The sequence below is a fragment of the Streptomyces sp. A012304 genome (assembly GCF_026008495.1).
Taxonomy (GTDB): Bacteria; Actinomycetota; Actinomycetes; order Streptomycetales; family Streptomycetaceae; genus Streptomyces.
This window is the reverse complement of record NZ_BQUN01000223.1, coordinates 8,033-25,849: the sequence shown is the minus strand read 5'-3', so window position 1 is coordinate 25,849 and position 17,817 is coordinate 8,033. Positions and strand designations below refer to the sequence as shown.

The window sequence follows — 17,817 nt, the reverse complement described above, 5'->3', positions numbered from 1 at the left end:
CGCAGTGACCGAGCAGCCCGAGCAGGCCCAGGAGCCGGCGGCCGAGCCGGTCGAGGCGCCCGCCGCCGAGGAGCCCGCGCCGCGCCGCACCCGTCGCAGGGCCACGCGCCGTGCGGCCGAGCCGCTGCCCGCCGCCGAGGCCGAGAGCACCGCCGTCGAGGCCGTCCCCGCGACGCCGCCCGCCGCCCAGGCGCCGGCCGAGGCGCAGGCGCAGCCCGAGCCGCGGGCCGAGGAGGACGCCGCCCCCCGTCGGGGCCGTCGTCGGGTCGTCCGCAAGGCCGCCATCGGCTTCTCCGAGCCCGCGCGTCCGGCTGCCGAGGACGCCGGGGCGCCGGCGCGTCCGGCGCGGCCCGCGGTCGCCGTGTTCCAGGCGCCCGTGTTCACCGAGCCGAGGTTCCAGACCCCCGAGCGTGCCGCCGCCGAAGCGGCCGCCGCCGAGGCGGAGGCCGTGGAGCCGGCGGAGCCGGTCGAGGCCGAGGCCGAGGAGCTGCCGGAGGAGCAGACCGGGCCGCGGCGCCGCCGCCGGCGCCGGGGTGCCGCCGCCGAGGAGACCACCGAGACCGCCGAGTCCGTCGAGACCGCTCGCGGTGCCGAGCCCGCCGTGTCCGCCGACCTGGAGGACGAGGAGGCGGAGCCGGAGGAGGCCGAGGACGTCGTCGAGGGCGACGAGGAGGAGGCCGAGGAGGGCGGTTCGCGCCGCCGTCGCCGCCGGGGCGGCCGCCGTCGCCGTCGGGGCGAGGCCGCCGAGGGCGAGTCCCAGGACGCCGAGTCCGACGAGCTCGCCGCCGAGCAGGCCGCGCAGGACGCCGAGGACACCGCCGAGCAGGAGGAAGAGGACGACGAGGCGTCCGACGAGGCCGGCGGCTCCACCGCGGGCAGCCGTCGTCGCCGTCGCCGTCGCCGCCGTGCCGGGGACGCCTCTGTGGACACCGAGCCGGACGAGGGCGACCCGGAGCGCACGGTCGTCAAGGTCCGTGAGCCGCGCAAGGCGAGCGAGCCGTCCGACGAGGTGCAGTCCATCAAGGGCTCGACCCGTCTTGAGGCGAAGAAGCAGCGCCGCCGCGAGGGCCGTGAGCAGGGCCGCCGCCGCGTCCCGATCATCACCGAGGCCGAGTTCCTGGCCCGCCGGGAGGCCGTCGAGCGTGTGATGGTCGTCCGCCAGTACGGCGACCGCACGCAGATCGGCGTCCTGGAGGACGGCGTGCTCGTCGAGCACTACGTCAACAAGGAGCAGTCGACGTCGTACGTCGGCAACGTCTACCTGGGCAAGGTCCAGAACGTGCTGCCGTCGATGGAGGCCGCGTTCATCGACATCGGCAAGGGGCGCAACGCCGTCCTGTACGCCGGTGAGGTCAACTTCGAGGCGCTCGGCATGGCCAACGGGCCGCGCCGCATCGAGTCCGCCCTGAAGTCGGGCCAGTCGGTGCTCGTGCAGGTCACCAAGGACCCGATCGGCCACAAGGGCGCCCGTCTGACCAGCCAGGTCTCCCTCCCGGGCCGCTACCTCGTGTACGTGCCCGAGGGCTCGATGACCGGCATCAGCCGCAAGCTGCCCGACACCGAGCGGGCCCGGCTGAAGACGATCCTCAAGAAGATCGTCCCCGAGGACGCGGGCGTCATCGTGCGCACCGCCGCCGAGGGGGCGAGCGAGGACGAGCTGCGCCGTGACGTCGAGCGGCTCCAGGGGCAGTGGGAGGACATCCAGAAGAAGGCCAAGAGCGGCGGCGGCTCCAACGCGCCCTCGCTGCTGTACGGCGAGCCGGACATGACCGTCCGGGTCGTGCGCGACATCTTCAACGAGGACTTCTCCAAGGTCGTCGTCAGCGGCGACGACGCCTGGTCGACCATCCACGGGTACGTCTCGCACGTCGCCCCGGACCTGGCCGATCGGCTGTCGAAGTGGACCTCCGAGGTCGACGTCTTCGCCACCTACCGGATCGACGAGCAGCTCGCCAAGGCGCTGGACCGCAAGGTCTGGCTGCCCAGCGGCGGTTCGCTGGTGATCGACCGGACCGAGGCGATGGTCGTCGTCGACGTCAACACCGGCAAGTTCACCGGTCAGGGCGGCAACCTCGAGGAGACCGTCACCAGGAACAACCTGGAGGCGGCCGAGGAGATCGTGCGTCAGCTGCGGCTGCGCGACCTCGGCGGCATCATCGTGATCGACTTCATCGACATGGTGCTGGAGTCCAACCGGGATCTGGTGCTGCGGCGGCTGCTGGAGTGCCTGGGCCGCGACCGTACGAAGCACCAGGTCGCCGAGGTCACCTCGCTGGGCCTGGTGCAGATGACCCGCAAGCGGGTCGGGCAGGGGCTGCTGGAGTCGTTCTCCGAGACCTGCGTGCACTGCAACGGACGCGGTGTCATCGTCCACCTGGACCAGCCGTCGGTCTCCGGCGGTGGCGGCAAGCGCAAGAAGCGCGGCCGCGGCGGGGACGGGCAGGTTCCGGACCACGAGCACGAGGCCGTGGCCGCCGAGGTCGCCGAGTCGGCCGTGGCCGAGGTGAGCGAGGCACAGCGCGAGGCCGAGGTGGCCGCCGAGGTCGCCGAGCCGGTCGCGCTCGCCGCGCCCGACTTCGCGCCGGACGAGGAGCTGTACAGCAGCGTCGCCGAGGCGGAGGCCGCCGCCGCCCGTGGCCGCGGCCGCCGCCGGGCGAGCCGCCGGGTCTCGGCCCCCGCGGGCGCACCGCGCGGCGGTGCGTCGCGCAAGGCCCCGGCCCCCGAGGCCGCCGAGGCTTTCGCGGCGCCGGAGACGGCGGACGTGCCCACCGCTCAGGACGTCACCGCGGAGGCGGAGGCCGAGCGGCCGGTGCAGCCCGCCGAGGCCGCCGTCGCGCACGCCGAGCCGGCCGCCGTCGAGGACCCGGTCGTCGAGGCCCCGGCGGCCGAGGCCGCCGTGTCCGAGGCGCCGGTGTCCGAGGCTCCGACCGTCGAGGAGGCCGCGCCCAAGGGCCGTACGCGCCGTCGCGCCACCCGCAAGGTGTCCGCGCCGGCCGGTTCGCCCGCCGGGGCGGACGCCGCCGTGGTGACCGTCGCCGAGACCGCGCCCGCCGCGGCCGAGGAGCCGGCGGCGCCGGTGGCGCAGCCCGAGCCCGAGCCGGTCGCCGAGAGCGCGGCTCCGGCCCGTCCGCGGCGCCGCGCCGTGCGCAAGGCCACCGCGCCGACCGCGTCGGAGGAGACGGCCGTCGTGGTCGTCCCGTCGGCCGAGACGGAGGCCCCGGCCGAGACGCCGGAGCAGGCTCCCGCCGAAGCCCCGGCCGACACGGCCGCCGAGGCGACCCCCGCCGCGGAGCCCGGCGAGGGCGCGGAGCCGCAGGAGGCCGCTCCGGCGAAGAAGGCGGCCGCCCGCAAGACGGCCAAGAAGGCCACGGCGAAGAAGGCCGCCACCAAGACCGCGGCCAAGAAGACGGCCGCGAAGAAGACGGCGGCCAAGAAGACGACGGCGAAGAAGACGACGGCGAAGAAGGCCACGGCGGCGTCGAAGAAGACGGCGGCGGCCCAGCAGTCCGCCTCCTCCGTCTCGTCCGTCACGGCCACGACGGAGGACTGATCAGGTCCGCCCGCTCGAGGGCCGACGTGACGGCGGCGGCGCGGGGCGCCCGGTTCGACCGGGCTTCACCCCGTGTCGCCGCCCGCGTCGCCTTCCGTTCATGGGAAGGTGTAAACCTGTCTCCGGCTTGTGACGGAGTGCACCCCCTGGAGCGGTTTCTATGGGGTAACCCTGGGGAAAATCGCCACGCCCGTGCTGGTAACGTGATTTGTGGTCTCGGTGGCCACAGCCATGCGCACCGTGACCGCAGCCGAACTGCACGTCCGGTCCTCCAGTCCGGATACGGCTGTCTTCCCGCAAGGAACCCTCGGGGGCGGGGTCCTGTGTACAAGCCGTTCGCCCGCCCACAGGCAACCGGCGAACAACCGGGATGCGGCCGTGCCGAGCTCGACGCGGTCCCTTCCCGACCATGCACGACGCGCCTTCGAGGTCGCCGTAGAGGAGGGGATGTCGAATGACCGACGCCCATGAGTTCATACCGGCCGCCAGACCTGTGATCGACGAGGAGGAGATCGAGGCCGCGGTACGCGTTCTGCGCAGCGGCCGGGTCGTACAGGGTCCCGAGGTGGCCGCCTTCGAGGAGGAGTTCTCGGAGCTGGTCGACGGGCGGCACTGCGTCGCGGTCAACTCCGGCACCTCCGCCCTGCACCTGACGCTGATGGCGCTGGGCATCGGTCCGGGCGACGAGGTCGTCGTACCGTCGTTCTCCTTCGCGGCGTCCGCCAACGCGGTGCGGCTGGTCGGTGCCGACGTGGTCTTCGCCGACATCGAGGCCGACACGTTCTGTCTCGACCCGGCGGCCTTCGAGGCGGCCATCACCCCGCGCACCGCGGCGGTCATGCCGGTCCACCTCTACGGCCACCCGGCCGCCATGGACCGCATCATGACCATCGCGCGCCAGCACGGGCTCGCCGTCGTCGAGGACGCCTGCCAGGCCCACGCGGCCGCGCTGCACGGCACCCCGGTCGGCGCGTTCGGCTCCGCCGGCACCTTCAGCTTCTACCCGACGAAGAACATGCACAGCCTCGAGGGCGGCATGATCTCCACGGGCGACGCCGAGGTGGCCCGGACCCTGCGTCTGCTGCGCAACCAGGGCATGGAGCAGCGCTACGCCAACGAGATCGTCGGCGCCAACGTGCGCATGACGGACGTCTCCGCGGCGATCGGCCGCGTCCAGCGCGCCAAGCTGGCCGGCTGGACCGAGCAGCGCATCGCGAACGCCACCTACCTCACCGAGCACATCACCGCGGCGAACGTGGTGACGCCGAAGGTCGCCGAGGGCGCCCGGCACGTGTACCACCAGTACACCGTGCGGATCCGGGGCGACCGTGACGCGGCCATGGCGAAGCTGACCGAGGCGGGCATCGGCAACGCCGTGTACTACCCGACCCCGATCCACCGGCTGAAGCCGTACTGGGAGCCGGACCAGAAGGCCGGTCGGAGCTGGGACCTGCCCGAGACGGAGCGTGCCGCCGCCGAGGTCGTGTCCCTCCCGGTGCACCCGGCTCTGACCGCGCAGGACCTGGAGCGCATCGTGACCGCCGTGAACACGCTGGGAGAGCAGCAGTGAGCACCGGGAAGCAGCTGCGGGCCGGCCTCGTCGGCCTCGGCTCCATGGGCCGCCACCACGCCCGTGTCCTGGCCGGCCTGGACGGCGTCGACCTGGTCGGCGTCGTCGACCCGATGGGGGACAAGTTCGGTGCCGCCCAGGGCGCGCCCGTGCTGAACTCCGTCGAGGAACTGATCGCCCTGGGCGTGGACTACGCCGTCGTGGCCTGCCCGACCCACCTGCACGAGCAGGTGGGTCTGGCCCTGGCCGAGGCCGGTGTGTGCGCGCTCATCGAGAAGCCCGTCGCGGACACCATCGAGGGTGCCCGCCGGCTCGTCGAGGCCTTCGAGTCGCGCGGGCTGGTGGCGGGCGTCGGCCACATCGAGCGCTGCAACCCGGCGCTGCGCTCGCTGCGGACCCGCCTGGAGGCAGGCGAGCTGGGCGACGTCTACCAGGTCGTCACGCGCCGTCAGGGTCCCTTCCCGCACCGCATCGCCGATGTCGGTGTGGTCAAGGACCTGGCGACGCACGACATCGACCTGACCGGCTGGGTGACGGGCCGTCAGTACGTGTCCATCGCCGCGCACACCGTCTCCAAGAGCGGCCGTGAGCACGAGGACATGGTCTCCGCGGTCGGCCGCCTGGACGACGGCACGATGGTCAACCACCTCGTCAACTGGCTGAGCCCGCTGAAGGAGCGGTTCACCTCGGTCACCGGCGAGCGCGGCTGCTTCATCGCCGACACCCTCACCGCCGACCTGACGTTCCACTCGAACGCGGCGGTGACGACCGAGTGGGAGGCCCTCCGGGCCTTCCGCGGCGTCTCCGAGGGCGACATGATCCGCTACGCCATCCAGAAGCGTGAGCCGCTCCTGGTCGAACACGAGCTGTTCCGCGACGCGGTGCTCGGCAAGGCGGCCGACATCTGCACCCTGCGCCAGGGCATGCGCACGGTCGAGGTGGCGGCGGCGGTCCTGGAGTCCGCGGCCGGCAACCGCAGCGTGTCCCTTCAGCCGGAGGATCTGGCCGTCCATGGCAGCTGAGCGTCACCCATCGGGGGAACGGTGTGTGCTCGGTGGCACTCCTATGTTCTGTGAGACCTTCCCCGCAGGACCCAGCCGCCCGCAGGCTGTCGGAGACCAGGAGCCGGAGAATGAGTGCTGCGCCTGACGTCAGCGTCATCGTTGCCGTCTACAACACGATGCCCTACCTGACGGAGTGCCTCACCTCGCTCCTCGGGCAGAGCATCGGTCGGGGACGGCTGGAGATCGTCGCGGTCGACGACGGCTCCACCGACGACAGCGGCCGCGAGCTCGACCGGTTCGCGGCCCTGTACCCGGACACCGTGAAGGTGATCCACCAGCCCAACTCCGGCGGTCCCGCCGCGCCCAGCAACCGGGCGCTGGAGGTGGCCACGGGCCGGTACGTGTACTTCATCGGCTCCGACGACTACCTCGGTGAGGAAGCGCTGGAGCGCATGGTGAAGTACGCCGACAAGCACGACTCCGACGTCGTCGTCGGCAAGATGGTCGGCACCAACGGCCGTTACGTCCACCAGGCGCTGTACAAGCGCAACGACCCGGACGTCAGCCTGTACGACTCGGCGCTGCCGTTCACCCTCGCCAACACCAAGCTGTTCCGGCGGGAGCTGATCGAGAAGCACAAGCTGCGCTTCCCCGAGCACCTGCCCGTGGGCAGCGACCAGCCGTTCACCATCGAGGCCTGCGTGCGGGCGCGCAAGATCTCGGTGCTGGCGGACTACGTCTGCTACTTCGCCGTCAAGCGCGGCGACGCCAGCAACATCACCTACCGCGCCGACCACCTGGCGCGGCTGCGCTGCACCGCCGAGATCATGGACTTCACGGCCGGTCTCATCGAGGCGGGCCCCGAGCGGGACGCCGTGCTGCGCCGGCACTTCACCTGGGAGCTGGCCAAGCTCATCCAGGACGACTTCCCGGGCCTGGACCGCGAGTTGCGGCGGCAGATCTGCGCGGGCATCGCCCGGCTCGCCGACGTGTACTTCACCGACGGCATCCGCGACGCCATGGACGTCAAGCGCCGGGTGCGCATCGCCCTGGCGCAGGCGGGCGCGGTCGACGAGCTGTGCCAGGCCATCAGCGCCGAGGCGGAGCACGGGGCGCCGCCCTTCCTGGTCGAGGACGGTCGCGCCTTCGCCCGCTACCCCGGCTTCCGTGACCCGCTCATCGGCCTGCCCGACCGCACCTACGAGGTGCTCGACGAGTCGGTGCACGGTGCGCTCGCCCAGGGCACCCGGCTGCTGACCTCCGACTGGGAGCAGCGGGGCGACGGGCTCACCTACACGGCGTCGGTGCGGGTGCCCGTCGTCGGTGACATCGGCGAGGTGGCGCTGCGGCTCGTCCGGGGCGCCATGCCCAAGTCGGCCGACAAGCCGGGCGGGCGCCGCCTGAACCCGGGCACCTCCCTGCCGGCGCCGGTCGGCGAGATGCGGCTGGAGCCCGCCGAGGACGGCGGCGCGACCGTGCTGCACGCCCGGATCCCGCTGGAGTACGTCACCGCCAAGCGGGGCGTGCGGGTCCATGTGGACCTCGTGGGTTCGACGTACGAGATCCCGGTGCGGGGCGAGGGGCTGCCCATGCCGCTGGCCCGGCGCTGGGGGCGGGAGACCGATCCCTACCGGGCGTCGGCCCTGGTGAACGACAAGGGGCGTGTGGTGCTCGACACGGCCCAGATGTACCCACCGAAGACGACACTGGTCCTGCGGGCGTTCGGGCGCCTGCTGCGGAAACCGAAGTCCGGTGCCGTCCGCGTGCTGCGGGCGGTCGCCAGAAAGATCAAGCCGAACGGTGCCAAGAAGCCGACCGGTTCGAAAAGGAAGTAGCGACCCTCCATGAACATCTGTGTAGTAGCGCTCGGCAAGATCGGGCTTCCGCTGGCGGTGCAGTTCGCCTCCAAGGGCCACCGGGTCATCGGCGCGGACGTCAACGAGAAGGTCGTCGAGCTGGTCAACGCCGGTGTCGAGCCGTTCCCCGGCGAGCACGACCTCGACGTCAAGCTGAAGCAGGCCGTCGACGCCGGGCTGCTCAGCGCGACGACGGACACCGCCTCCGCGGTCGCCGAGTCCGAGGCCGTCGTCGTGGTCGTCCCGCTGTTCGTGGACGCCGAGGGCGTGCCGGACTTCGGCTGGATGGACGCGGCCACCAAGGCGATCGCCCAGGGCCTGAAGCCGGGCACCCTCGTCTCCTACGAGACCACCCTGCCGGTCGGCACCACCCGCACCCGCTGGGCGCCGATGCTGGCCGAGGGCTCGGGTCTGACCGCGGGCGAGGACTTCCACCTGGTGTTCTCCCCGGAGCGCGTGCTCACCGGCCGGGTCTTCGCCGACCTGCGCCGCTACCCGAAGCTGGTCGGCGGCATCGACGAGGCGTCCACCCAGCGCGGTGTGGAGTTCTACGAGCAGGTCCTCGACTTCGACGAGCGCACCGACCTGCCGCAGCCCAACGGCGTGTGGGACCTGGGCACCGCCGAGGCGTCCGAGCTGGCCAAGCTGGCCGAGACGACCTACCGGGACGTCAACATCGGTCTGGCGAACCAGTTCGCGCGCTTCGCCGACCAGAACGACATCGACGTCAAGAAGGTCATCGAGGCCTGCAACTCGCAGCCCTACAGCCACATCCACCAGCCGGGCATCGCCGTCGGCGGCCACTGCATCCCGATCTACCCGCGGATGTACCTGTGGAACGACCCGGCCGCGACGGTCGTGCGCTCCGCCCGTGAGGCGAACGCCGCGATGCCGGAGTACGCCGTGGACCTGCTGGCCGCCGCCTACGGCGACCTGACCGGCGTCAACGTGCTGGTGCTGGGCGCCGCCTACCGCGGTGGCGTCAAGGAGACGGCCTTCTCGGGCGTCTTCCCCACCGTCGAGGCGCTCAAGGCGCGCGGCGCGGTCCCGTTCGTCTCCGACCCGATGTACACGGCGGAGGAGCTGACGGCTCACGGCCTGACCCCGCACGACGGCGAGAAGGTCACCGCCGCGATCCTCCAGGCCGACCACGCCGAGTACCGCACGCTGACCCCGGCCGACCTGCCGGACGTCACCGTCCTGGTCGACGGTCGCCGTACGACCGACCCGGCGGCCTGGAAGGGCGTCCGCCGCGTCGTCATCGGTGGCTGACGGACGGCTCGTAGGCGAACAACCTCATGGCCCCGCCCCGGAACACAGGGGCGGGGCCCTGGTGCAGGAAGGGTTCTTCATGACCTGGCTGATCACGGGCGGCGCCGGCTTCATCGGCTCGCATGTGGTGAAGGCGATGACCGACGCCGGTGAGTCCGCCGTCGTCCTCGACGACCTGAGCACGGGCCGCGCCGAGCGGCTGCCGGACGGGGTGGTGCTGGAGGTCGGCACGGTCCTCGACCGGGAGACCGTCGACCGGGTGCTGCGCGAGCACGCCGTCACCGGCATCGTGCACATCGCGGGCAAGAAGCAGGTGGGCGAGTCCGTCGAACGGCCGCTGTACTACTACCGGGAGAACGTCGAGGGCCTGCGCGTCCTGCTCGACTCGGCCGCCGCCGCGGGCGTCGGCCGGTTCCTGTTCTCCTCGTCCGCCGCGGTGTACGGCATGCCCGACGTCGACCTCGTCACCGAGAAGACGCCGTGCGCGCCGATCAACCCGTACGGCGAGACCAAGCTGGCCGGTGAGTGGCTGGTGGCGGCCGTCGGTGCCCGGCACCGGATGGCGACGGCCTCGCTGCGCTACTTCAACGTGGCCGGCGCGGCCACGCCCGAGCTGGGCGACGACGGCGTCTTCAACCTGGTGCCGATGGTGTTCGAGCGGCTGGACGCCGACGAGTCGCCGTGGATCTTCGGCGACGACTACCCGACGCCGGACGGAACCTGCATCCGCGACTACATCCACGTCGAGGACATCGCCGCCGCGCACGTCGCCGCGGCCCGTCGGCTCGCCGCCGACCCCGAGGCCCGGCTGGTCCTCAACATCGGGCGTGGCGAGGGTGTCTCGGTCGCGGAGATGGTCGGCATCATCCAGGACGTCACCGGCCGCACCGACCTTCAGCCGCGGGTGCGCGAGCGGCGGCCGGGCGACCCGGCGCGGGTCGTGGCCTCCGCCGACCTGATCCACGCGGAGCTGGGCTGGAGCGCGCGGCGGGGCGTGCGGGAGATGGTGGAGTCGGCCTGGGCGGGGTGGCGGCTGCGGCACCCGTGAGCCTGGGCGGCGTGGTGGCTACGGCACCTGTGAGCCGCGCGGACCACGAGGAAGGGCCCCCGGGAACATCCCGGGGGCCCTTCCTCATGCCTGCTCTTCGGTCAGCCCTCGTCGAGGAGCAGCTTCTCGAAGTGCTTCTGGACCACGGGCCAGTCCCACACCGTCAGCGCGTGCTCCTTCGCGAGGTCGCCCGCGGCGCGCCAGGACTCCTCCGTGGCCGTCACCTTCAGGATCCGCTCGGCCGCTTCCTGCGGGGAACCCACGACCCAGCCCTCGGGGTAGAGGGTGCGGGCGCTGTTGGGCTTGCCGGCGTAGAACGGCCAGTCGCGCACCACCGGGACGGCACCGCTGGCCGCGCCCTCCATGACACCGACGTGGCAGCCCTCACGGACCGAGGAGCTGAGGATCGTACCGATCTCGACGAGCTTGGACGGGACGTCGTCCGTCGGGCCGAGGCGGACCACCGCGCCCGACTCCTCCAGCGGCTCCAGCAGTTCCTCGAACTCGGCGAGGTACTCCTTGGTGGCCCTGCTGGTCTTCGGGTTCATGTCGTCGCCGACCAGGATCAGCCGGTAGCGGTCGTCGTGCTTGCGCACCCGCTCCAGGACGTCCAGGGCCCACTTGGGGTCCTTGGCGACCTGGCTGATGCCGATCAGGCCCAGGTTGTAGCGGGCCTCGGCCAGCTTCGGGCGGTCGAAGCCCGACAGGTCCATGGCGTTGTCGATGACGGGCATGTGCGGGGCCTGCTCGCCGCGCAGCATCGGCACCAGCGAAGTGGTCAGGTCACGCACGTGCGGGGCGATGAAGACCAGGTCGTCGACGCGTGAGAAGTCCGTCATGTGCGGCCAGCGCGTGAACGCCTCGTAGCTGTGCAGACGGATGATGATGCGGGTGTCGCCCGGGTCGATCGTGGTGAGCATGGAGGCCGGGCCGGCCGCCCACTCCAGGAAGACCGTGTCCGCCCAGTCGAGGTGCGGGCGCATCAGGCGCTCGACCTCTTCCTGGTAGTCGCTCTGCCCGTCCGCCAGGCGGTCCTGCAGCATCCGCGGGGCGGCCCACGAGATGCGCTTGAGGTGCTTGTTGGCGGCCAGGTCCAGATAGCGCAGCTCGACGCCCGGGTGGTCGCCGAAGTGCTCCTTGATGAGGTGCAGGAAGTTGTCGTTGGCGCTGGTGGTGATCAGCAGCCGCAGCGGGCGGTCGGTGGGCGCGGGCGCCGCCGGGACCTTGCGGCCACGCGGCCGGCTGAGCGCCTGGAACGCCTTGGAGCGGTGCAGCGGGGCGACGAAGCCCTCCGCGTCCTTCGCCAGCGGCGAGGAGAGCTGGTCGATGTGCAGCACCCGGTGGAAGTCCAGGAACAGCGCCCGGTTGAGCGCCTCGGCGGCTTCCTTCGTACGGCCCTTGGCGAACTCGGCGTCGGCGTGCGCGAGCCGGGCCGCCACCGCCTTGGCCATGTTGCGCGGGCTGATGCCCTTGCCGACCTCCTGCATCATGGCCTCGTCGTACAGGTCGGCCTTGAGCTTGGGGTCGGGGATCTTCGCGGCGGCGTCGGTGAGGGCGAGGGCGGCACCACTGGAGCGGCCGGCCCACCGCATGCCCTCGGCGACGTAGCGCGAGGTCGCGGCGCGCACCCTTATCGGGACGCCGGGCGCGGCGAGGGCGGTGCGCCACAACTTGGCGCCGACGCTGGAGCGCATCACCGGGCGCGGGGTCGCGGCGCGGATGATCTGCGCGGGCAGGTTGTCCACGCTGCGCTTCACATCGCGGGTCACGGCGTGCAGCGGCGGCAGGACCGAGCCGCGCCCGCCCGTGGAGCCGCCCCGTTCCTTCAGCGCCTCGACGGCCCGCAGCGCGGGCGCGAGCCCGAACTGGGCGGCGGCGGCGCGGTTGTACTCCGCGAGCCGCCATACCGTGTACACGGCGCCCTGGTCGAGCGCGACGAGCACGTCGGCGTTGCGGGCGTGCGAGCGCAGCCAGGAGTCGCGGTGGGACTGCATCCACACGCGCAGACCGGCCGGCGACTTGCTGCCCCGGCGGCGCAGCGCCTGGCTGCGGTGCTTGAGGTTGCGCGGCAGCTGGTGGGCTGCCTCGGCGAGCGCGACCTCGGCGAGCTGCTCGGGGATGCCCTCGGCGTCCATGGGGAAGGTGCCCGCGAGGCGGACGCGCGCGCCGAGCTCGTTGAACTTGCGCACCGAGGTGCTGAGGACGCCGAACTGCGGCCAGGTGGAGGCGACGAGCAGGACTTCGGTCACTTGGCGAGCTCCTCGACAAGGTTCTTGACGGCGACGGACATCAGCGCCTCACGAGTGAACTGGTCGGCGTGGGCCATCGCTTCGGCGTGCTCCTCGTCGGTCGTCTCCACCGCCATGTGCGCGGCCTTGATGAACGACTCGGTCAGCCCCTCCACGTCGATGCCGACGGCGCCTGTCCACAGCGGGTGGCCGCGCAGCACGTTCGACGCGTCGTGCTCGACCGCGTGCGCCGAGACGATCGGCAGGCCGGTCGCCATGTACTCGTAGACCTTGCCGGAGGTGACGTAGCGGCCGCCGATGAGGATCAGCACCATGGCGTCCCAGCCGGCGTAGATCGAGGCGACCTCGGCCTTGGCGGCCGGGCCCCCGAAGAACACGCCGTCGGCCTCGGCCTCCTTGAGGACCTCGGCGTGCCGGTTGGCCCCGCGGTGTGCGCCGTTGCCGATGTGGCCGCGCAGCTCGAAGCGCGCGTTCGCCAGCAGCGGTTCCTTCTCCCGGGCCGCACGCCAGGCGTTCAGCACCGTCTCCAGATGCGGGATGGAGAAGTTGACCGTGCCGAGGTAGCCGAAGACCAGACCGGACTCGCGGTCCGGCTTGTGCACCCGGCCCGGCGAGCTGTCGGCGTCGTAGCCGTTGCGTACGACGTGCACGCGGTCGGCGAACTCCGGGTAGCGGGCCCGGTAGTGCTCGGCGATCGGGTCGTTGACGACCCAGAGGGAGACGGCCTTGTCGAGGACCTTCTTCTCCCAGCGGCCCTCTTCGGAGTCGCGGGCGAACGCCTCGACGCCGTCGATGACGTCGATGGACCAGCCGTCACGGAAGTCGACCGCGTACGGCACCCGCTCCTCCTCCCACAGCTTCCAGGCCGCGGCGAGGTTGACGTAGGGCACGCAGCTGGCGAGCAGCAGGTCCGCCGGCTTCTCCCGGTGGATCTTCAGCACGGCCTGCTCCAGGTCGGACCGCCACTCGCCGAAGTTCGGCTCGGGGAAGGTCTTCGTCTGGCGGCGGCGCAGCTTGGCGACCCAGCCGTTGGGGTTGAGGGCGCGGTCCTCGCTGTAGAGGCGGATGTCCGTCTCCAGGTCCTCGCGCGTCAGTGGCAGTTCGACGATGTCGACACGGGGGTCGACCTGGTCCAGCAGGGACAGGTCGATGCCGGAGTCGAGTTCCCACGACTCCCGGGCGATGTTGACGACCGTGACGTCCCAACCGACCTTCACGAACTGGTTGGCGGTCTCGCGCATCCGGTACGTGGAGCTCTTGGCGGCAGGCGGGAACCCGATGGCGAGGTAGATGACGTGGGGCCGCTTGCCTTCCGCAGGCGGGCCGGACGGGGGAGACGATGACATAGCAGTTGACGCTAGCACGCTGACATGCACGGACCGTGGGTCACATGTGGCCGCCCGCCGAGCGGACGGCCACCGGCCCCGGTACCGCTTCTCATGTCACGCGGACCGGCTGCCCCCCTTCCATTCCTCCATGAGCCGCACCACGTTGTGCGCCGCGCGCCCGTCGCCGTACGGCGTGCCGGGGTCGGCGGTGGGCACGGCCCGGGTCACGGTCTCGGCCCACTCCTGGGGCGCGAGCGTGTGCGGGTCGGGTACTAGGACGTTCCAACCGGTGTTGACGGTTTCCACCCACTCCGTCTCGGGACGGATCGTGGTGCAGATGCGCTCCAGCAGGAACGCCTCCTTCTGCAGCCCGCCCGAGTCGGTGACGACGCCGACGGAGGCCAGGACGGCGGCGACCAGGCCGGAGTACGGCAGCGGGCGGCCGACGTGGACGTTGCCCTGGGCCAGCTCGATGCCGTGCTCATGGGCGCGGGCGACCAGACGCGGGTGGGCGGCCAGCGCCACCGGCACCGGCAGCTTGGCGAGCGAGTCGACGATCGCGGCGAGGCGCTCGGGGTCGTCGGTGTTGTCCGGGCGGTGCAGGGTCGCCAGCAGGAACGGCTGCGCCGGGTCGATGCCCTCGGGCAGCTCGGGCGCCGGGAACTCACCGGCGCGGACCTGGTCGCGGATGCGCAGGCAGATGTCGACCATCACGTCGCCGGCCAGGCGGGTGCGGTCGGCGAGGCCCTCGTTCGCGAGGTGGCGCACGGCCTCCTCGGTGGGGGCCAGCAGCAGGTCGGCGCAGTGGTCGGTGAGGACGCGGTTGTGCTCCTCCGGCATCCGCCGGTTGAAGGAGCGCAGGCCCGCCTCCAGGTGCGCGACCGGCAGGTGCATCTTCACGGCCGACAGCGCGCCGGCGATCGTGGAGTTGGTGTCGCCGTAGACCAGGACCCAGTCGGGCTGTTCCCGCTCCAGCACCGGGTCCAGCGCGGAGAGCACGGCACCGGTCTGCACACCGTGGCTGCCGGAGCCGACGCCGAGGTGGACGTCCGGGTCCGGGATGCCGAGACCCGAGAAGAAGACGTCGGAGAGGTCGGCGTCGTAGTGCTGCCCGGTGTGCACGATCACGTGCTCGTGCTCAGTCTCCGCGAAGGCCGCCGCGATGGGGGCGAGCTTCACCAGTTGGGGTCGGGCTCCGACGATGCTGATGACTTTCACTGAGCACTCTTCTTCTCGGGTCGGGCTGGTGGGGCGGACCGGCGTGCCGGGCGGCGACCGTGGTGTCACGGACGCGCGCCGGATGCAATGGTAGGCAATGACCGCACTGACCAGGTCCGCGGTGGGACCACTCTGGTGCGCCAGTCGTGTGCATGCCGTGGTCAGAAGCCGGTGTGCGGCTCGGGAGGGGCCGCATAACGATTTTGTGACCGCGTGTTTCAGCGCCCGTCGGTGACGATGTCACCTACCCAAGCCCAGTATCCGGCCAGCCCGCCCGACGCGATCCGGCACATCGGCCGGCCGTTGACCACCGAACGGCGGTCGAACGGAGCGTTCGACGGGTTGGCGAACGTCACGGTCCGGGTGCTGCCCACCGCTCCATCTGTGCCGAACTTGTAACACGTGACCTCGGTATTGGCGGGGAAGGTGAGCGTGCGGTCGGGGTGGTAGACCGTCGGGAGGTACTCCCCGCGCAGGAAGACGTTCGGGTAGTACTCGCCGACCCACCAGCCCGCGTACGTCCCCGCGTCGATCCGGTAGTAGATCCCGCGGCCCAGGATCCGGCGGCGCCGGCTGGCGGGTGCCTGGGTGGCCCGGGCGAATGTCACGTTCTGGCGGGCGATTTCGATGTCCTCTTGCTTCTTGTCGTAGTCGCCGTCCGCCTGGGTGCCGAACTGGTACAGGGTGTGCGTCCCGGCCGCGAAGGCGATGGTGGAGCCCGTCGGAAGGGCTCCGGAGGGGAAGTCGTCCGTCAGCAGGTCGGTCATGTGGGCGAAGCGGGGGTTGCCCGTCTGCCAGTGCAGCTGACGGAAGAGGTTGATGTGGTGCTGGTGGTAGGTGGGGGCCGGGATGCGGTGGGTCTGGCAGTAGTAGGAGGCCCAGCGCTGGTTGCGCAGCAGCGGGAAGTAGCGGTCGATCGTGGTGCACGCGCCGTCGTACAACTGCACCGCCAGCTCGTTGCCGGTCTCCTGGATGTAGTCCCAGAGTCCGAACATGGCGAAGATCATGCCGTTGTACGTGTAGTCGCCCGTGGCGGGCTCGGCGCCCGGATACTCCTGGATCCAGAGGTAGCCGGCGCTGTTGCGGTTCACGACCCAGGGGGTGGCGTCGTCGGCGAGCAGCAGCGAGGCGAAGGCGCTGTCGGCGGCCGCCCGGTAGAGGGTCTTCTCCTCCTCGGTGACTCCGTCCAGCTGAGAGAGCTGGATGAAGAGGCTGAGGGACTCGCCCTGCGCCATGCCGGAATACCAGGGCGCCTTGTACGAGACGCCGCTGTGCTCGGCGTGCGTGTAGTCGAAGGGGTACGGGAAGTACCAGGCGCCGCGCGTCTCCACGCGGGTGTCGATCAGCCGCTTGGCCTGGGCCTTCGCCCGGGTGAGGAACAGGGCCTTGCGGGTGGGGTCGGTCTCGGTGCGGTAGCTGGTGATGCAGCCGAGGCCGAACTGGATCTGGGTGACCGGCTGGTTGTACCCAGGCTCCGTCCGGCTCGGGCGGTAAAGGATCACACCCTCGCTGTCGAGGTAGGTGTTCTCCGTGTCGGGAGTCACGTTCGCCCAGGTCGTGGGGCGGTCGCGCCAGGGCCGCATGGCCTCCGGCAGATCGGCGACAGCACGGTAGCCGCCGACGCTGAACTCGAACGGCAGGGTGGTCGGCGGGTTGGTCCGGACCGTCTTCAGGTCCGGGGCGCCGAGACGCTGGGGCAGGCGCCGACTCGGCGGGGACACGACTCCGCCGGCCAGTTGGTCGGGCAGCGGCGGCAGCGGGGCCTCGAAGGGCTTGCGCGGCATGCTCAGCACCCAGGACCGGGGTATGCCGTTGAAACGCGGATCGCCGGCGGCCCTCATGCCCGAGGTGGCTGCTACGGCCTCGCCTCCGAGACCGACGAAGGAGGCGCCCAGCGCGGCGCCTCCGGTGAGACGGATGAACCCTCTGCGGTCGACCTCTCTGCGGTCCACCGAGGAACGGCTGATGTCAGCCATGGCTGATTCCCCCCAACAGTGATCAACAACTTTGTGGATCTTAGGGGGGAGATCAGCGAAGGCAACGTGAATTCGAATTTATGGCCGAATGTGAGTGAGGGCCGCCCGAGCGGGAGTCGGGCCGGCCCTCGGTGGACGTCGTGCGGCGGTCTCAGACCGCGCGCTCGCTCAGCACGCCGTCCTTCTCGTCGTACAGGACGCCGGTCTGCGGGCACTCCCACACACCCGGCTCGCCCTCCCGCTCGATCAGGCGGACGCCCGCGCGCCCGACCCATCCGACCTGGCGGGCGGGCACGCCGACCACCAGCGCGAAGTCCGGCACGTCCTTCGTCACGACGGCACCCGCGGCGACCATCGCCCAGCGGCCGATGGTGATCGGCGCGACACACACCGACCGCGCCCCGATCGATGCTCCATCGGCGATCTTCACGCCGACGGCCTCCCAGTCGCCGCCACGCTTCTGCTTGCCCTCGGGGTCGACGGAGCGCGGGTTGTGGTCGTTGGTGAGGACCACGGCCGGGCCGATGAAGACACCGTCGCCGAGCTCGGCGGGCTCGTAGACGAGCGCGTAGTTCTGCAGCTTGCAGTTGTCGCCCATGCGGACGCCCGAGCCGACGTAGGCGCCACGGCCGACCACGCAGCCCTCACCGAGCCGGGCACCCTCGCGGATCTGCGCGAGGTCCCACACGCTGCTCCCGGCGCCGATCTCGGCGCTCTCGTCGACCTGGGCGCTGGGCTGGACCCTG

General features: G+C 71.6%; 11 protein-coding genes. 6 read left to right on the top strand and 5 right to left on the bottom strand.

Annotation, left to right across the window (positions count from 1 at the left end):
• The 6 genes from ALMP_RS42650 to galE form a co-directional block, all read left to right on the top strand.
• On the top strand, positions 1 to 3,550 hold a 3,550-nt coding region (locus tag ALMP_RS42650; RefSeq protein ID WP_264937431.1), incomplete at its 5' end, for an Rne/Rng family ribonuclease.
• Between the two features lie 454 nt (positions 3,551 to 4,004).
• A complete protein-coding gene (locus ALMP_RS42645) occupies positions 4,005 to 5,120 on the top strand; it encodes a DegT/DnrJ/EryC1/StrS aminotransferase family protein (RefSeq protein ID WP_264937430.1) in 1,116 nt (371 codons plus the stop codon).
• 44 nt (positions 5,121 to 5,164) lie between these two features.
• A complete protein-coding gene (locus ALMP_RS42640) occupies positions 5,165 to 6,142 on the top strand; it encodes a Gfo/Idh/MocA family protein (protein WP_375803625.1) in 978 nt (325 codons plus the stop codon).
• A gap of 110 nt (positions 6,143 to 6,252) precedes the next feature.
• Entirely contained in the window at positions 6,253 to 7,959 is a 1,707-nt protein-coding gene (locus ALMP_RS42635; RefSeq protein ID WP_264937428.1) for a glycosyltransferase family 2 protein, read from the top strand.
• Positions 7,960 to 7,968: 9 nt separating this feature from the next.
• Positions 7,969 to 9,252 (top strand): nucleotide sugar dehydrogenase, encoded by a 1,284-nt coding sequence (locus tag ALMP_RS42630; RefSeq protein WP_264937427.1) that lies wholly within the window; start codon positions 7,969 to 7,971, stop codon positions 9,250 to 9,252.
• Between the two features lie 79 nt (positions 9,253 to 9,331).
• A complete protein-coding gene (gene galE / locus ALMP_RS42625; protein ID WP_264937426.1) occupies positions 9,332 to 10,300 on the top strand; it encodes a UDP-glucose 4-epimerase GalE in 969 nt (322 codons plus the stop codon).
• A gap of 101 nt (positions 10,301 to 10,401) precedes the next feature.
• On the opposite strand, the gene ALMP_RS42620 is transcribed toward galE, so the two are convergent.
• The 5 genes from ALMP_RS42620 to ALMP_RS42600 all read right to left on the bottom strand — a co-directional run.
• The gene (locus ALMP_RS42620; protein ID WP_264937425.1) at positions 10,402 to 12,549 is read right to left on the bottom strand and encodes a glycosyltransferase family 1 protein; all 2,148 of its coding nucleotides are present in this window, start codon (positions 12,547 to 12,549) and stop codon (positions 10,402 to 10,404) included.
• Positions 12,546 to 13,790 carry a glycosyltransferase gene (locus ALMP_RS42615; RefSeq protein WP_264937435.1) on the bottom strand — a complete coding sequence of 415 codons (1,245 nt, stop codon included), beginning with the start codon at positions 13,788 to 13,790 and terminating at the stop codon, positions 12,546 to 12,548. The genes ALMP_RS42620 and ALMP_RS42615 overlap by 4 nt, the downstream gene beginning before the upstream one ends.
• 201 nt (positions 13,791 to 13,991) lie before the next feature.
• Entirely contained in the window at positions 13,992 to 15,095 is a 1,104-nt protein-coding gene (gene wecB / locus ALMP_RS42610) for a non-hydrolyzing UDP-N-acetylglucosamine 2-epimerase (RefSeq protein WP_264937424.1), read from the bottom strand.
• 218 nt (positions 15,096 to 15,313) lie between these two features.
• The gene (locus ALMP_RS42605; RefSeq protein ID WP_264937423.1) at positions 15,314 to 17,071 is read right to left on the bottom strand and encodes a D-glucuronyl C5-epimerase family protein; all 1,758 of its coding nucleotides are present in this window, start codon (positions 17,069 to 17,071) and stop codon (positions 15,314 to 15,316) included.
• 151 nt (positions 17,072 to 17,222) lie between these two features.
• Positions 17,223 to 17,817: acyltransferase (locus tag ALMP_RS42600; protein ID WP_264937422.1), on the bottom strand; the 595-nt coding region annotated here is incomplete at its 5' end.

Coding starts and splice junctions, on each gene's coding strand:
- ALMP_RS42645 (WP_264937430.1), top strand. CDS start 4,005: ATGACCGACGCCCATGAGTTCATACCGGCCGCCAGACCTGTGATCGAC.
- ALMP_RS42640 (WP_375803625.1), top strand. CDS start 5,165: ATGGGCCGCCACCACGCCCGTGTCCTGGCCGGCCTGGACGGCGTCGAC.
- ALMP_RS42635 (WP_264937428.1), top strand. CDS start 6,253: ATGAGTGCTGCGCCTGACGTCAGCGTCATCGTTGCCGTCTACAACACG.
- ALMP_RS42630 (WP_264937427.1), top strand. CDS start 7,969: ATGAACATCTGTGTAGTAGCGCTCGGCAAGATCGGGCTTCCGCTGGCG.
- galE (WP_264937426.1), top strand. CDS start 9,332: ATGACCTGGCTGATCACGGGCGGCGCCGGCTTCATCGGCTCGCATGTG.
- ALMP_RS42615 (WP_264937435.1), bottom strand. CDS start 13,790: ATGCGCGAGACCGCCAACCAGTTCGTGAAGGTCGGTTGGGACGTCACG.
- ALMP_RS42605 (WP_264937423.1), bottom strand. CDS start 17,071: ATGGCTGACATCAGCCGTTCCTCGGTGGACCGCAGAGAGGTCGACCGC.